This window comes from Ignavibacteria bacterium, from assembly GCA_041649015.1.
GTDB lineage: Bacteria > Bacteroidota > Ignavibacteria > Tepidaquicellales > Tepidaquicellaceae > CAIKZJ01.
On sequence record JBAZNU010000001.1, the window covers coordinates 199,338 to 216,694 of the forward strand.

At 36.5% G+C, this 17,357-nt stretch carries 13 protein-coding genes and 1 tRNA gene; 7 read left to right on the forward strand and 7 right to left on the reverse strand.

From position 1 onward, the window contains the following. Window position 1: 1 nt before the first annotated feature. The 5 genes from WC644_00755 to WC644_00775 form a co-directional block, all read right to left on the reverse strand. Window positions 2–2,224, reverse strand: coding sequence for a glycoside hydrolase family 2 protein (locus tag WC644_00755; GenBank protein MFA5010458.1), 2,223 nt, complete (start codon window positions 2,222–2,224; stop codon window positions 2–4). After that, window positions 2,221–4,272 carry a family 20 glycosylhydrolase gene (locus WC644_00760; protein MFA5010459.1) on the reverse strand — a complete coding sequence of 684 codons (2,052 nt, stop codon included), beginning with the start codon at window positions 4,270–4,272 and terminating at the stop codon, window positions 2,221–2,223. The genes WC644_00755 and WC644_00760 overlap by 4 nt, the downstream gene beginning before the upstream one ends. Window position 4,273: 1 nt before the next feature. Next, window positions 4,274–4,915: a chloramphenicol acetyltransferase gene (locus WC644_00765; protein ID MFA5010460.1), complete on the reverse strand. Its 642-nt coding sequence runs from the start codon at window positions 4,913–4,915 to the stop codon at window positions 4,274–4,276. 64 nt (window positions 4,916–4,979) lie between these two features. Further along, entirely contained in the window at window positions 4,980–6,050 is a 1,071-nt protein-coding gene (locus WC644_00770; GenBank protein MFA5010461.1) for a M42 family metallopeptidase, read from the reverse strand. A gap of 2 nt (window positions 6,051–6,052) precedes the next feature. Next, window positions 6,053–7,045, reverse strand: coding sequence for a lipoate--protein ligase (locus WC644_00775; GenBank protein MFA5010462.1), 993 nt, complete (start codon window positions 7,043–7,045; stop codon window positions 6,053–6,055). Window positions 7,046–7,845: 800 nt separating this feature from the next. Between WC644_00775 and WC644_00780 the strand changes: the two genes are divergently transcribed. The 3 genes from WC644_00780 to WC644_00790 all read left to right on the forward strand — a co-directional run bounded on the left by WC644_00780 (window position 7,846) and on the right by WC644_00790 (window position 11,078). Continuing rightward, window positions 7,846–8,010: a hypothetical protein gene (locus WC644_00780; protein MFA5010463.1), complete on the forward strand. Its 165-nt coding sequence runs from the start codon at window positions 7,846–7,848 to the stop codon at window positions 8,008–8,010. 5 nt (window positions 8,011–8,015) lie between these two features. Continuing rightward, window positions 8,016–9,674: a T9SS type A sorting domain-containing protein gene (locus WC644_00785; protein MFA5010464.1), complete on the forward strand. Its 1,659-nt coding sequence runs from the start codon at window positions 8,016–8,018 to the stop codon at window positions 9,672–9,674. A 324-nt stretch (window positions 9,675–9,998) separates the two neighbouring features. Continuing rightward, complete coding sequence (locus WC644_00790) at window positions 9,999–11,078, forward strand: EFR1 family ferrodoxin (protein MFA5010465.1); 1,080 nt, start codon at window positions 9,999–10,001, stop codon at window positions 11,076–11,078. Between the two features lie 335 nt (window positions 11,079–11,413). On the opposite strand, the gene WC644_00795 is transcribed toward WC644_00790, so the two are convergent. Together WC644_00795 and WC644_00800 are read right to left on the reverse strand one after the other, a co-directional pair. After that, window positions 11,414–11,486, reverse strand: a tRNA-Phe gene (locus WC644_00795). Between the two features lie 208 nt (window positions 11,487–11,694). Further along, a complete protein-coding gene (locus WC644_00800; GenBank protein MFA5010466.1) occupies window positions 11,695–12,324 on the reverse strand; it encodes an NAD(P)H-dependent oxidoreductase in 630 nt (209 codons plus the stop codon). 186 nt (window positions 12,325–12,510) lie between these two features. On the opposite strand from WC644_00800, the gene WC644_00805 reads away from it, so the two are divergent. From WC644_00805 to WC644_00820, 4 genes are all read left to right on the forward strand, one after another. Continuing rightward, on the forward strand, window positions 12,511–13,305 hold the full coding sequence (locus WC644_00805) for a DUF4239 domain-containing protein (GenBank protein MFA5010467.1): 795 nt from the start codon (window positions 12,511–12,513) through the stop codon (window positions 13,303–13,305). A gap of 85 nt (window positions 13,306–13,390) precedes the next feature. Further along, window positions 13,391–13,843 carry a YhcH/YjgK/YiaL family protein gene (locus WC644_00810; protein MFA5010468.1) on the forward strand — a complete coding sequence of 151 codons (453 nt, stop codon included), beginning with the start codon at window positions 13,391–13,393 and terminating at the stop codon, window positions 13,841–13,843. 162 nt (window positions 13,844–14,005) lie between these two features. Further along, the gene (locus WC644_00815) at window positions 14,006–14,734 is read left to right on the forward strand and encodes a hypothetical protein (GenBank protein MFA5010469.1); all 729 of its coding nucleotides are present in this window, start codon (window positions 14,006–14,008) and stop codon (window positions 14,732–14,734) included. Between the two features lie 117 nt (window positions 14,735–14,851). Beyond that, complete coding sequence (locus tag WC644_00820) at window positions 14,852–17,344, forward strand: CHAT domain-containing tetratricopeptide repeat protein (GenBank protein MFA5010470.1); 2,493 nt, start codon at window positions 14,852–14,854, stop codon at window positions 17,342–17,344. Window positions 17,345–17,357: the final 13 nt, after the last annotated feature.

Here is a 17,357-nt window from a genome sequence, read left to right on the forward strand (position 1 = left end):
ATTATTTTCTGTTTCTAATACTTGATATTTCTGTGCCGTCTTTAAAGACAAGCATAAACTCTACATCTCTGTAGTAAGAATTTGCAGCATCATACTCATAGTATTTTGCGGATGAGTTTGCGGGGATCTTCACATCAATAGAATCGAGTATATCTTCGTCAGAGTTTATGATGAGAAGCGATGCGTATTGTTCCGTCTGCTTATCAGAAACAATATACAGATTTAACTTTCCGTTTTCTTCCTTTGGAATCAGTATAGTTTCGGCGTAAAGTTCTTTCACGATGTTCAATGACGGCTTAGGGATACCGTAGTAATCAATTACAGACCATGAAACGACGGGATTGCAATCGTTGAACTGCCATAGAAGTGTTCCCATGCAGTAAGGTTTTGCAAGACGCTGTGCTTCGATTGCAGTAATCAGACAAAGTTCCTGAAGCTCCTGCGTGTTCCGTATATACTGTTGATAATCATCTGTGCTGATATCATACATCTTCATGTACTTTGATAGAATTTCATAGCCTGTCGGATGCCTCTGATGAGCTTTTAATACGTCTGAGAATAAGTATCTGTCCTTTGGTTCCGTAAATTTGTTTATTGTTGAAGTATCGGGAAAGCTCTGAAATCCGTATTCGCTCATGAACCGCGGTACTTTCTTTTCGAGTGTATCGAATTTTGACATGCCCCACCAGATGCCCCAGTAGTGAGAATCTCCATGAGTCATGCTTTCTTTTCTGCCCCAGCCGTACTGAGGAGAAGTAGTCACATAAGATGTTCCGTTGGAATAATTCTTAACCAGTGACGGAAGTAGTTCATGAAATACTTTCTTATAGCCATTCCATATTATATTTTTCTGGTCATCGTTATAAGAGTTCTGCCAACCCCAGTTTTGCCAGCCCTCGTCGTTTTCATTATTACCGCACCATAAAGCAAGCGAGGGATGATTGCTTAGACGCTTTATATTATACTCAGCTTCTGCTTCTACTTTTCCGAGGAAGTCGTTATCCCACGGATACATCGCACATGCAAACGTGAAATCCTGCCAGACGAGAATACCGTTTTCATCGCACTGATTGTAAAACTCATCATCTTCATATACTCCCCCTCCCCAGACACGAAGCATATTCATGTTAGATTCTTTTGCGAGTTTAATCAACTGCCTGTACTTTTCTTTGGTTACACGCGGAAGAAAGTTATCGGCAGGGATGAAGTTAGCGCCCTTCATGAATACAGGTAGGCCGTTTAGTTTAAAATAAAATGATTTGCCGTAAGAATCTTCTTCCTGAATTAGTTCAATCTTTCTTATTCCGGCTCTAATACTTTTTGAATCAAGTACTTCATCTGCATATTTCAGCCTTACTTCAAAGTTATACATGTATTGTTCACCGAGTCCATTGCTCCACCATAGTCTTGGTTTTTCTATTGTTATTGTTTTATCATCGCCGGATTGATATTTGTTAACAGTGTTGTCATTCTTATTTATAATTTCAATCTGATAGATATTGTCTGTTTCGGAATATATATTAGTTTTAAAATCAAGAATTACATTGCTTAAGTCGTCGCTTAAAGATTGATTTATTAAAACATTATTTAATCTGGCTTTATTATATATCTCCATATATACATCGCGCCAGATACCGCATGTAATAAAACGCGGCGACCAGTCCCAGCCGTAGTGGTAAGCCGCTTTGCGTGTAAATACTCTTTCGCTGACAGGCAGATTTGGAACTCCTGTATTCTCAAAGAATGTTTTTGCAAGACTTTCATCAATTGCGAGCGGAGAACGGAAAACAACTTCAAGAACGTTTGTGCCTTTTACAAGATACTGATGGAAATTGCTAATCCGATACTCAGTGAACATGTTATCCGTGCTCAAGATGTTGTTACCGTTTATGATAACCTGTGCGTAAGTATCAAGCCCTTTGAAGACAAGGTCTATGCGGGTTTCATCGTTTATAACATCGAATTCAAATTCTGTTCTATAAACCCAATCTTCTTTTTCTATCCATTGCACTTTCTTTTCATTGTCGCGGTAAAAGGGGTCTTCGATTTTTCCGTTTGCAAGAAGGTCTGTATGAACTGTACCTGGGACGCCGGCGGGCATATACTGCAAATCCTTTGCGTTCCTGAATGCCCAGTTAGTAAAGGGAATTCTTTTTAGTTGCGAATATGAATTCATACTGCTCATAATAATAATAACAAGTATATATGTATAAAGTCTTATCAATTTGATTTCTGTTTAACAAACTCAAGTAATTTCAAAAGATTATCTGCATAGGGTATTTCAAGCTCTGCAACCGGCGCTTTTATCCTTAAAAGTTCTTTCTTGTAATTATTATACTTCTCTTCACTCAAACCTGAATCTTTTTGTATTGTGAATAAATCTTTCAGGATTCTTACTGATACATTTATATTTTCAAACAATGGCAGAATTTCAGCGAGCTTTGGATATAATTTCATTAGTTCAATTTCCTGTGCGGTGAAATCTGTACCTAAATACTGTAAATCAGGGAGTACAATTTCGTCCCCTCTGAGTTTTCTGCCGATAGAATTATTAATAAAAACTCCTAACGGAGCGTCAGGCTTCAGAACATCAACAAACCTGTCAAACGGAGTAAACTGACTGTACTTAGTGTACTTATGACGGTTGTAGTATTCAACGGGTTCGGGAATGCTCAAATAAACTATTACTTTTACTGATAACTCTGGGAGTACAGATGCAGCCATCATTCCGGAAAATTTTTCATTCAGGTTTATCTTTACACGCCATAGCAAGGATTCATTAAATCTTTCAAACATAACTTCGTTATTGTAAATGGAATCCTGCCCGAACGTTTTTCTACCCGACCAGAGGACTTCAGCGATCGCTGCTGTACGGGGCCAAATGCGCGTAAACACGTTAGTTGAATCGACAAGTTCAGCCCACATTGTTGCTTCACCGCCGAGAATATATTTCTTCTCTTCATCCGTCAATCCAATGTCTGGCGGAAGAGGGTCGTTATAGTAATGGTCAACCATGCTCTGGCAAAGGTCAATATAATAACCGTTAGACAGTATTGAATAATAACCGCTCTTTGCGGCTGTCATCATTCCCTGCTTACCCTGCCATGAATGAATCATAATGCTTTTGGGTAGCTCTGTGCTGAGTATCTCATCCCAACCAATCATTTTCTTGCCGTGCTTTTCAATAATCTTTTGGATACGTTTATTGAAGTATGCCTGAAGCTCGTGATTATTCTTTATATTATTTGCTTTCTTGAATTCCTGAATTGCCTTGCTCGAATCCCACTGTTTGCCGCTGTTCTCATCGCCTCCTATATGAATGTATTCATCGTTAAAGAGTTGTGACATTTCTTTGAAAAACTTATCAAAAAACTCGTATGTTTCTTCGCGTGTCGGGTCAAACGTAGGGTCAAACACACCGTAGTGCCTCTCAATCTCGTACGTACCCGGAAGACTTGCATATTCCGGATAACCTACAAACCAAGCAGAAGAATGCCCGGGAATATCGAACTCGGGAATAACTCTTATTCCCCTGTCGTTAGCATATTTAATAATTTCTTTTACGTCTTCGTGAGTGAAGTACTGTCCGTCAGAGCCCAATTCATGCAGTTTTGGGAATGTTTTGCATTCAATACGGAAACCCTGATCTTCAGAAAGATGCCAGTGCAGAACGTTCATTTTGAACATAGCCATAGCATCAAGGTTTCTAAGGATAACCGACTTTGTGATAAAGTGACGGCAGACATCCATCATAAGCCCGCGCCACTGAAATCGGGGAGAATCCACAATCTTAAGACATGGAATGAAAACATGATTTTCACCTGTTTGAATTAACTGGAGCAAGGTTTCCACACCACGCATTGCTCCGATATCCGTTAGTGCTGATATTATAATCCTGTCACTTTTTACTTCAAGTGTATAGCTTTCATCGGTATTCACATCAGGACCAACTTCTGAAGAGCATTTTATTTCTATTACAGGTTTAACGCCACTGTTATCTTTATTAGTCCATGCCAATAATAAGCTTTTAATGTCGTCATCTTTTCGTTGAACATAATCAAGAAGCTTTTGAGATTTTACTCCTGTGTATTCTATTATGTATCCATTATTTAATATAAATTCTCCTTTGCCTTCAAGTGATAGCGACTGCGGATACGGCACAAGATAGTCGGTCGGCTTTAAGTCAGGTTTTGATAGTTGCGCATAAGAATAACTAATAGAAAGACACGCAACAACGAATAATAATAAAGTTATCCTAAAGTAATTTCTCATTTTAAGTATAATATTTATCGGGATTTGCGAGTATTTCAGAGAGCTTAAAATAATACTTAGAAACATGTATTCCGTCCATGAGACAGTGATTTACCTGCACGGAGAACGGCATCATAATTTTTCCGTCCTGCTTAAAATTCTTGCCGAATATAATACGGGGAACTGAATCTTTATAGCCTATTCTCATAGGGTTTGTAACACTTGTGAATGAAACCCACGGCAAAGAAGAAATAAAAATAAGGTCGTCTTTGCCTTCCTGGTCTTCACCGACGATGATTTTTCCCTTTGCTTCGTCTGACGTTTTCCGGTATTCATTGAGAAAGTCGCCGAATTTCTGTTTATACGGAATTATGAAGTTTGTATAAACATCCTGATCAGAAATCATAGCAACTCCCGGATGAACGATATCATGTATTACTATTTTATCCCCCTGTATTCTGTACCTGAATTCTTCTATCTCGTTGCAGGAACGCATAACTGCATAAAGAACGGTTCTAAAAAGTGAATACTTATTCTTCTGAGAGAACCTGAAAGTACTCGTAATGTTCAGGTTTGTACAGATATTAAAATAAGGTATTTCGAAATTCTTAAAGAATTCAAAATGCTTTTTTCGTTTCCAGTTTTCTTTGTCTAAGTATTTCATTTTCTATCACTGTTAGCAGTGAAAATAACACTGCATTTTATCACTGTGTATAAGGAAAAAGATTTTACTTAATATAGCGAAAATCGGTTCCTGCTTTCAGCTGAAGCAGGAATTCATACATCAGCTTAATTGTGTTTTCTATATCATTTTTATGAACCATCTCGACTGTAGTGTGCATGTACTTTAAAGGAATTGATATCAATGCCGAAGCAACGCCCATGCCTGAGTATGCGAATGCGTCTGTGTCAGTTCCTGTTGAACGTGAGACGGTATCGCGCTGGAATTTAATTTTCTTCTTTGTTGCAACATCAATGAGCATGTTCAAAACGTTGTTATGAACAGCGGGACCATACGTAAGAACAGGACCGCAGTCTGACTTAGTGTCACCCTGGGACTTTTTATCGTACATAGGTGCATGGGTATCGTGGGTAACGTCGGTTACGATTGCAACATTCGGATTTATTCTTCTTGAAATCATTTCGGCACCGCGCAGACCGATTTCTTCCTGAACAGAGTTTACGATATAGAGTCCGAATGGGAGTTTCTTCTTGTTCTGCCTGATTGTTCTTGCAACCTCGGCGATTACGAAACCGCCCATTTTATTGTCAAGAGCACGTCCGACAAAATACTTATTGTTCAGCATCATTAGTTCATCTTCAAACGTTGCTACGCATCCTACGTGAATGCCGAGTTTCTCAACTTCTTTCTTCGTAGTGCAGCCGCAGTCAAGGAATATATTCTTTAAAGTAGGTGCCTCTTCCTTCTGCAGGTTTCTAACATGAATAGCAGGCCAGCCGAATACCGCTTTAACGATTCCTTTCTTTGTGTGTATGTTCACGCGTTTCGAAGGAGCAATCATGTAGTCAGAACCGCCGTTGCGTTTGAGATATATATAACCGTCGTCAGTTATATAACTTACGAACCAGGATATCTCGTCGGCATGGGCTTCTATAACGACCTTATATTCAGCTTTGGGATTAATAACTCCGACTATCGTGCCGTAAGTATCGCTGATGTAAGCATCTATATATGGCTTTATATAGTCGAGCCAAACCTTCTGACCGGGAAATTCAAAACCGGTAGGAGATGCAATGTTTAAGTATTTTTCGAGGAAGTTTCTGCTTTCAGGTCTCATTTTTAATCACAAATAAATTTAACAAAATCTTTTAATTCAATATTGCCGAAATAATATTTAAGGTCCATATTTTTCAGTGCTGATTCAACATCTTCATCTTTGAAGAGAATGCCAGCCAGTTTATTTTCAATGTCTTCTGAATCGCCGTACCCGAGGAAATCGCCGTAAAACTTTATATTCTGAATCTCGCCGTCTTTAACGAAAATGCGTACATCAATCTGTCCAAAATCGAATCTATTAACTTTTTGAATGTTGAATTCGGGAGAACGTCCGAAATTCCATTCCCATGTTTTGTACCTCTGTTCAGACAATTTATGAACATGTTCCCACTCTTTTTCAGTTAATATGTATAAAGGCAGCGATTCATATTCTTTAAATATAGAGTTTGTTATCCTTTCTTTAAACTCATTTATTGTCATGCTTTCATCAAGAAACTCAGAAATGTTTGCCACGCGGCTGCGAATGGATTTAATACCTTTGCTTTCAATCTTATCTGCTTTAACATTCAAAGCCTGAACAACATCATCAAGGTTTGAATTGAACAGCAATGTACCGTGAGAGAACATTGACTTCAGGTTTGTAAACTGGGCATTGCCGGAAATCTTTTTTCCGCCGGCAACGATGTCATTGCGGCCGCCGAGCTCTGCATCCACACCCATTTCACGGAGAGTCTCGACAACGGGTTTAGTAAACTTTTCAAAGTTATGAAAGAATTCGGGAGAATATTTTGTAATGAAACTAAAGTTCAGGTTACCGAAATCGTGGTAAACAGCACCGCCACCTGAAATTCTTCTTACAATTTTTATTCCTTTATCATCAACATACTTTTTATTTATTTCTTCGATTGTATTCTGGTGCTTGCCGATGATTATGGACGGTTCATTTATGTAGAAAAGCATGTATATTTCATTTTCCACGTCGAGATTTCTTACACAGTATTCTTCGAGTGCAAGGTTGACGGTCGGGTCGTTATTGTCGTTAAGAATAAGTTTCATAACAATGAAAATATAAAAATAAGTTATAAGATTTAATTCAAAAGAGACTGCTACGAAGACAAAACGGATAATTTAGAGCTGTTATCAGTAATCTGTAATCAGTGATCAGGGGTTTTTCAGAGACCAATTTGAGACCAATCTGAGTACAAGATAACCGAAAGATTAAGAAAAAATGAAAGTGCGATTTTTGAGCATTTTCAGGGATTTGAAACTTAAAAAATAACAGAGAAATTTTATAAGCATATTTTACATACTCCTTTCATTATTAATCACAACAAAAACTAAAATCTGGACACGGCAACTTTTGGTCGATTTTTTTGTACGGATTATAAGAGACAGGAAATACATGGATTTATTTTAAGAAAAAGATTTTTTTAAGGCGAAAAATATTTTTAAAATGAGAATTTTCGTGGCACAATTTCGAAAAATTTTGTGATTAATAATGAAGGGAGCATGTAGTTGATGGTTGTCGGGTGATAGTTGATAGTTTTCTGCCGTGATTGATGAGGCAAGCAAAAAACATGCACTTGACGATGATAAATTATCATGATAAGATCCCCGATAAGAGCACTCGGGGATGACAGGATGGGGGGAGACAGTGTACAAAGTACAGCGTATAGCGGGCAGCGGGCAGCGGGCAGCCGACAGCGGACGGAAGAACTGTGAGCAGTAAGAAGTAAGAGATAAGAAGTGAAAGTGCGAAAAAAGTAAAAACCCCTTGATGAGATCCCCTGTAAGAACACCATGGGACGACAGAATGGGATTGGATTTAAATTGAGAGAGGAGGGACTGATGTTATCATGATGAGATCCCCGATAAGAGCACTCGGGGGTGACAGAATAGGGGGCAGCGACAGAATGGAAGAGCGGATAAGAGGAGATCTATATACAAAAATATTTATGTTGTATGTTTCGGGATTAGTTATTAGAATGCAGAAGAATATTTTAGCTCACTTTAATTTATAAGAATTATGAAGAAGTTAATTCTAACTACAGCTATAGCAATAATTCTGAATTTCATTTCTGCAGTTTCTTATTCACAGTCTTTCACGGACGTTGTTGCACTTCAAAGAGTTTACTTTACAGGAAATAATATATTTAATTACTTTCAGAACACGGGGATATTCAATCAAAACACAACAAACGGAAACACTGCCGGTTTATTCTGGGCGGCGGATTCTATGAAGAGTTACTGCTTTACGGCGGGGTTCAATATGTCGGCAATAATAAACGGCAAACTCGCACAGTTAGCAGGATCTTACAAGGGAGAATATGCTCCGGGTTATTTTATTGATTCATTGTACAATACAAATACGGATATGAAACTTTATAAAGTTAACAGGACTGATAATTCATGGAATAATCCTGACTATGCAAACTGGTATAAAATGATTCCGTTCGGCGCTCCCTTTGAAGACATAAACAATAACTGCATTTATGACGACGGTATTGACAAGCCCGGTGTACCAGAAGCGAGCCAGACTTTATTTATAGTATATGCAGACGGGGATTTGTCACAAAGAAGTCCAGGTGAAGGTTTTGGCGGCGGAATTAAAAATCCGATATTCGGTACAGAAGTACGCTTGACAGTATGGGCTTATGAGATTTATTTACCTGATGTACAATACATGAGATATCAGATTGTAAACAAAAGCAAAAATACATGGGACAGTACGTACTTCGGAATATTTGCCGATCCTGATTCTCCTCTGCCAGATTTTGCAAGTTATAGAGATATTCCCGGATGCGACACACTTTTAAATCTTGGTTACAGCTGGAATAATGATTCTACTTTTGTTTGCGGGGCTTACGGCGTTCAGCTTTTACAGGGACCTTATAATAAAGTTACCGGGGATACGATTGGAATGACAGCGTTTACTTTCAGCAGAATGCAATATCTTTGTCAAGGAGAAGCAAACGGAGAGCCGCGAAGTGCGTACAACTACATGAAAGGATACAAGACAGACGGTACGTCGTTTCTTGACCCAACATACACACCATACAAAAAGACAAAGTTTGCGTTTTCGGGAGACCCTGAAACGAATGCGGGATGGACGCCTGCAAAAGGATTTATCTTTAATTGCGGCGGGGTTGACACGGGGGCTATTATTCTGCTACCCGGATATGACGATAAATTTCTTTTAGGAACGGGAGCGGATAATTTGAGAATTATGCCGGGTGATACGCAGAATGTGTACTTTTCACAATTACTTGCTAAAGGAATAACGAATAAGAACTCAGTAACAAAGCTTAAGTCTCTTGCATATTCTAATATAGTGTTTTTCAAGTCGGGCATGGCACAAGACGTTGAGAAGAACTGCGGAAGCGTAAAACCAATACCTGATGATTTCGGGATATCGCAGAATTTTCCAAATCCATTTAACGGCAGCACGATTATACGGTATAGTATTCCGAGAAGTTCATACGTAAAAATTACCATTTATGATATGCTCGGGAAAGAGATTGCAGTGCCTGTGAACGGACAGATATCGGCGGGTTATTATGAAACGAGCATATCGGCAAAGAACCTTTCATCTGGGATATATTTTTACAGGATGGAAGTTACGGATAATACAGTAAGCAATTCTTTGAAACTCGGAAGGGTTTACAAGATGGCCGTGATTAAATAATGGGATATGTCCTTATTTTGTTAAAGTCATTTTCTTAATGTCATACAAAACGTTATCACCGATAACCGGCAGAAGTAAATCCCGCTTGAGAAGGCAGAAGCATTCAAGTCAAACTCAAACGTACCGGGAGAAAGTTTACTGATTAGAACGAGTTAGTTAATGTACAAAATCAGAAAACAGGATTTTTGAAGTTAAAGTACCGGTTAATTTTCAATGATTAATTCATTGAATCACAGTATTCTAACGAAACGATAAATACGTTGTATAAATTTGGGGAAAGCGATATTTTATATATATCCATTGTAAGGAGTATAATTATTATACATGAAAAATATTGCTAAGACGTCAGTTTTCGACTCGCTGGTTGTGTATTATTTTTCGGGAACCGGGAATGCACTGAGAGCTTCGGAATGGATTTCCGAAGCAGCCGAAAAGTACAATATGGTAATTCATCTTCATTCCATTGACAGGTTTGATAAAATCATTCCCCCGGAATTGAAAGACAAAACACTGATTGCTTTTTGCTATCCAACACACGGTTTTAATCCAGCTCCGCTAATGCTTAATTTTATTGTTAAATTTCCGCGGGGTAAATCATCCATTGTTCTTATCAACACAAGGGGTGGACTGAAATTCAGAAATGTATATTTTCCGGGTATAAGCGGACTGGCACAGCTTCTTCCGATGCTGATTCTTTTCTTGAAGGGTTATAAAATCAGGGGTTCGCTACCGTTTGATATGCCGTCTAACTGGATTTCTATTCATCCCGGCCTTACAGATTCTGCCGTAAAGGATATCATTAAAAGAAGAAGAGAACAAATCTTCAGGTTTGCGGAAAGACTTTTAGAAAAAGGCAGAGCGTTTAGTTATAAATTTTTTGTTTATATGCCTCTTGATATATTTGTTGTACCTATAACAGTCGGTTATTATTTCTGCGGAAGGTATATATTAGCAAAATCTTTTTTTGCATCTGCTGATTGTAATGACTGTAGAATTTGCGTTGATAACTGTCCAACACAATCAATCAGGCTAATAAATAACAGACCGTACTGGAAATACACATGCGAAAGCTGCATGAGGTGCATAGGAATCTGCCCCAAAAAGTCTATACAGACTGCTCATTCATTCGTTATTACTATGATTTATTTATTTTCACTTATTCCGGTTACTGCAGCGGCGGTTAATATACTCGATCTGAAATCTTCCGGCATATTGCAGGATATTATTGTACGCGTGATAAACTGGATAGCAGTGTTTATATTTATGGTTGCGGGATATTTTATCTTTTCACAGATGCTGCGCATAAAAATAGTTAACCGTATTTTCGAATATACATCTTTCACGCGATATTGGAAAAGATATATTGTTCCGGAAATAAAACCAAAAGACTTCCATTTCAAATAAATGATGTTCGGTTTTTCAAAATAAATGTTATAATGGAATGTATGTAAAGTACATACTTATAATTATTGTGGACAGGGCCGGAATCGAATCCCGATGTATCGGGACTTTTCAGAATTACTCGTTACCAATGGCGTGTGTCGTTAATCCTTGAAAATCCTTATTCAAAATTTGTTTGGGACATTTCTTTAATTTCTTGTTATCCGATAAAATCAACACGAATTCCCTCTGCATATACACACTTTTATACACAGTTGTAAAATGTTAAGGATTATGAGATTTTTCAGATATGAACTTAACTGCCTCAGAAAAGTGATACTTAGTGTACCAAAGATGAGTGGACAGGGCCGGAATCGAACCGGCGACACACGGCTTTTCAGGCCGTTGCTCTACCTACTGAGCTACCTGTCCTATATATTTTTTAACAACAACTTTGCGGCTTTTTCCCGAGAACTCGGGATTGCTCTACTCCCGATATATCGGGACTACCTGTCCTAAATTAAAGAGTTACAAATATATTAATTTAACGGTTTAAAATAAAGTAATAAAGATGTATTATTATCAACTCTTTTATTTTTATTGGGGCTGTTTGGTTATTTTTTAGATGTTCTCCAACTTTTTAAGTCATAATAATAAGTTTCTGTATAGGTCTGCGTACTTTCTTAGCCTTTGCAAGAAAATCGTTTTCTTCATCACGATAGCCGAGTGCAAAAAGGGCAGCACTTTTAAGCCCTCTATCTTTAAGGTTTAGAATTTTATCAACTTCATCAGGAGAGAAACCTTCTATCGGTATCGAATCAACGCCTTCAAGTGCTGCGGCAGTAATTGCCGTTCCAAGCGTTAAATATGTTTGTCTTACTGCCCACTCATGTTTTTCTTTTGCGGTCCGACTGTTTACAAACTTCATTATATGGTGCTTAAGTTTTTCAAGTTTATCAATAGTCAAGTTCCTTTCTGCGGCGACGAAACTCAGATAATCCTGAACATGTATTTCTGTCACATTATCCCAAGCTGCAAAAACTAATAAATGGGAGCATTCTGTAACCTGCGGCTGGTCAAATGCGGCTAACCTTATTCTCTTTTTAAGATCTTCGCTTTCAATCATATAGATATTATATGGCTGTAATCCGTATGCAGAAGGTGATAGTCTTACAGCTTCCAAAATTCTGTTTATCTTTTCTTCGGGTAGTTTAAAGCCGTTCATTCTCTTAACTGCATAACGCCAGTTTAGTGCTTCGAGTAATTGCATACATAATTTCCTTTACTAATTATTTTAAATGTTAATAAATTAATTTATTATCATTAACTTCATTAAATTGTAATTTAACGATAGAATGAAGAAGATATAATTTATATTTCTTTAAAACAGGGAACAAATTTTTAACGTTTTATTATTAAATATTTTTGATTAGTTTTTATCAAACAATACATTATTATGAAAATATTTCTTGATTTACCGTTTATAGCTTCTATTGCCATTCTTTCGGTTATTTTCATTGTAATATTTATCGTAACCGAAAAACTCGTTATCCGGAAACTCCAGCAAGACATACTTCTGGAAAATCATACTGTAAGCGGATTCATATATAACGCAGTTTGCGTTGTATATGCTGTATTAATTGCTTTTGTTGTTTTTGTTATATGGACAGATCTTGAAAACACAAATGCAAAAATCGAGGGTGAAGCGAATAACCTTCTGAATCTGTATTATGATTCAAATGCTTATCCAGACTCTATCAAAAAGGAGATTCAATCAACAATCCGGGATTACACAAAAGAGGTCACTCAGGATGAATGGGTCAGCCTGGCTGAGGGAAAAAGCGACCCAGAAGCACAAAGATTGTTCATAAAACTGAACAGAATATTTCTTAGCATAAAATCCAGTGAAGTGGCAAATACTGAGGTTCTTTCTCAGTCACTTGACAATATGAAAGAAATCAGAGAATACAGAAGGCACCGTATTTTAAGCAGCAAACAGAATATGCCCGACATATTATGGCTAGTTTTGATAATTTCAGCAGTTATTATTATTGCATTTACTTTTCTCTTTAGCGTAAAAGTGGCGTGGCAAAATAATGTAATGACTGCTTTTTTAGTGTTTGTCAATGTACTTGTTTTATACCTTATATATGTACTTGATAATCCATTCAAGGGTTATGATGCCATAAAACCGGATGCATTTCAGCCACTGATAGATATTATTACCAGAGTTGCCAAGAAAACACCTTAATAATTATTAATAAATAGTTGACAGCATATTGGATGTCAGGTTAATCTTTATCAACACAGCAATATAATTTTAAACTTATTATCTAATGATAATCGATAAACTAAGCAATTCAGGCATATATGAATTTAAAAATGAAAGAATAAAAAAGGCTATTACTTTTATCAAATCAACGGACATTGATTCACTTCCTGACTGCATGTCTGAAATTGATGGTGAAAATATTTATGTAATAAAAAGTGTTTACAAAACGAAAAACAAGGAAGAGTCTTATCTTGAAGCTCACAAAAAGTACATTGATATTCAGTATATAGTAAGCGGTACCGAAAAGATAGGATATGCGCCTTTGAATTCACAGAAAATACATAAGGACTATGATGAAAAAAACGATTACGAACTTTATGGGGGCGAATGCTCTTACATAACTTTCAGCAAGGGTATGTTTGCAATACTCTTCCCCGAAGATTTACATAAGCCTGGTATAATTAATGACACTAATTCCGAAGATGTGACAAAGATTGTTGTAAAGGTAAGAGTTTAGTTAAATATCATAATAAAGTGTAATAAGGTACGGAGTTGAATAATCCGAATAAGATATTTTAAATTTTATAGTATAATAATGAAATTAAAATTAATATTATTATTATTTTTCATTTTACTTATGACGCCCTATCTGTTAAAAGCACAGGACTGTTATATTATTATGAAAATTAAAGGTACAATAGTGCTTGAAAGCACAGGACAAGTACTGCAGAAAGATGACCAGATATGCGGAGACGATAAGGTCATATTCAAGACACCGGATGCTGCTGCATTAGTACACAGTTCTGCAAAAGGCAGGTACACGTTAAAAGCTAATAAAAGCAAAGTGGGTGAGCTTGAAGGTGTTATTACCAGTGCTGTCTCTTCCGCATTATCAAAAAAAACAGCCAACCTCGAGACAAAGAGCCTCGATTTACCTGTTAGAGATGTGTTTGATGTTGTTTATTGTGTAATTGACAAATTTGAGTATACTATTGATGATAATGTGTTTCCCGTCAATGATGATAATTATTTCTTGATTCGTTTTAAATACAATAATATTCTTCAGGAAATAAGGTTAAATAATAACAATAATATTGTCTATCTGAACAAACAAGATATATCAGAAAAAATAGCAAATAATGGAGAAATTAACCTGATAGAGGATGTTGCATTGTATTATTACAGTGGTCAGGACTCAGATAATCTGAAAATAGTGGACGCATTTGATTTATCGCTTCCTGATGAAAAAGCACTTGCGAATGAGCTTTCAAATTTTAAAGTACTACTTAAGACTTCCGGCAGGTCAGATGGACAAATTCAGGATGATCTTATTGTGTATATGTATAATGCTTACGGTAATGTAAACAAGGATAGTTTTCTTAAATGGGTAAGCGATAATGTTAAATAAACACCTCGTTTAAGCGGGGCTTTATTCATTATTGTTAGAATTAATTACTTCCGTGATATTTTATTGTATATTTTGATATACAATAATTATATATTTTAGTTCATAATAATATTAAGTATGAAACATGTATTTTTTACTATAATATTTCTTTCAATAATTTCATTTTCAACTCTCCCTGTACATTCACAGACACTTGACTCATTATTTGACAAAATAGATAATTACTTCGATGCAGCATCATACGAACAGGCAGTTGAATATTCTGAAAAAGCTTTGTCCAAAGCAGAGAAAGATTACGGCAGTAAAAGCAGCCAGTATGCAATTGCACTCGATAAAAGAGGCCGGTTATACTGGATATACGGAGAGTATGAGACTGCAGAAAAATACTATCTTCAATCACTTGAAATAATAAAAAATAATACAGGAATAACGAATTCTGTGTATGCAACTATTATGTTAAACCTTGCACAGCTTTATTCCTACATGGATAATTACAATAAATCTGAAAGGACATTTATTCAGGCCGTTGAGATAAGAAAACAGGTCTTTGGAGACAGGCATAACAATTACGCTGAGGCACTTTATCGCATGGCATCAATGTACTTTGATTTTAACCAGTTTGATAAAGCAGAAAAAACATATATTCAGGCTCTGGATGTAATAAAGAAAATCTCGGATTATGATTACTCTTTATTTGCTCAAATTTTGAGCGAGCTGAGTAACCTTTATGAAGAGCAAAACCAATTTTATAAAATGCCTCCGCTTCTTAATGACCTCTTACAGTCAACAGAGAGAACGAAAGGAAAAGAGCATCCAGATTATAGGTTTTATCTTTTGTGGTCCGCACAAATATTCTTCAAGATGAAACTAATGGATAAAGCAGAACCTTATATCCTCGAATGCTTATCGATTGACATTAAAGATATAAACAACTCATTTTACTATCTATCTGAAAATGATAAACTCAGAATGATGGATTATTATCTCCAAAACGCCAGCCTTTATTATTCGTGCGCATTAGAGAGAATAAAAGATAATGATGATATGCTGAAAGATATTACAAATTTCAGACTGATGACAAAAGGCCTGGTACTTTATTCAACTAACGGTGTAAGGAAAAGAGTGTTTTCAACAGACGATCCTTCTATTGCATCAATATACAGTGAACTTATTGAAGTCAGAACGGAGCTGTCAAAAGCATATACAAAAACAATAGAAGAACAGCAAAAAGCAGATTTAAATATTAAAATACTTGAAGAAAAAGCAGAACAACTTGAAAGAAATCTCAGCAATTTATCTGAGTACTTTAAATCAGAGAAAGAAACCTACAACGTAAACTGGGAAGATGTCAGAAACTCACTCAATTCAGATGAAGCTGCAATAGATTTTCTTAATTTCGAATACTTCGACAGTAATACAAACGATACTGTATACTGTGCAATTATCATTAAAAAAGATTTTCAAACCCCGATAATAATAAAACTTTGCAACAAACAAGATATTGATAAATATATAATTACTGAAGACGAAAACGATATTTATATCAAAAATGCTGTTGCCTGTAAAGGTCTTTATGAATTGATCTGGAAACCACTTGAGGGATATCTCGAAAACAGTAAAATTGTCTATATATCAACGTCCGGTATACTTAACAGAGTATCGTTTCACGCCCTTGCAACCGATGATAACACCTATTTAATCGATAAGTATGATATCAGATACACGGGTAATCTCAAAGATATAATAACACTCGCAAAAAACAGAAAAACCGGACAGGGTAATAACAAAGCAAGTATTTTTGGAGGGATAAAATACGATTTAGACCCTTCAGAAATGTCAGACAATGCAAATAGGTTTAGAAATATTCAGCAAGATGAAGCTGAGAATAAAGTGAGCATAAATGAAATCATCGGAAACTCTGAAGACAGAGGCAGGGGTTGGAAATATCTAAAGGGCACGGTGGCAGAAGCCGAAAAAATATATGATTTACTTCGAAAAAATAATTATGATGTCTCGATGTTTGCGGGAGGAGACGGTAACGAAGAAGCATTCAGGTCTTTGAGCGGTAGTAATTCACCTTCAATTATTCATCTCGCAACACATGGTTTCTTTTTTCCCGGTCCGCAAAAACTCCAGCAAGATGAGAAACTTGTAAAAAACATAAATAACTCAAGAAGTGCTTTCAAAAATGATATAAATCCTATGTTCAGGTCAGGAATTGTACTTGCAGGAGCCAACAATATTTGGAAAAACGGAAAGAATATTGAAGGTGTAGAAGACGGAATATTAACTGCATATGAAGTCAGCGGTATGAACCTTCTTAATACAGACCTGGTGATACTATCTGCCTGTGAATCAGGACTGGGAGATGTGCGCGGAGATGAGGGGGTATTTGGACTCCAGCGGTCATTTAAAATTGCCGGTGCAAAGAACATAATTGTAAGCTTATGGAAAGTACCCGATAAAGAGACAGCAGAATTAATGGAATTGTTCTATTCCAACTGGATTGACAAGAAGATGCAATTGGAAGAAGCATTTGCAGAAGCTCAGAAAAGTATGCGTTTAAAGTATATTGAACCTTATTACTGGGCAGCTTTTGTACTAATATAATAATTTTTCATTT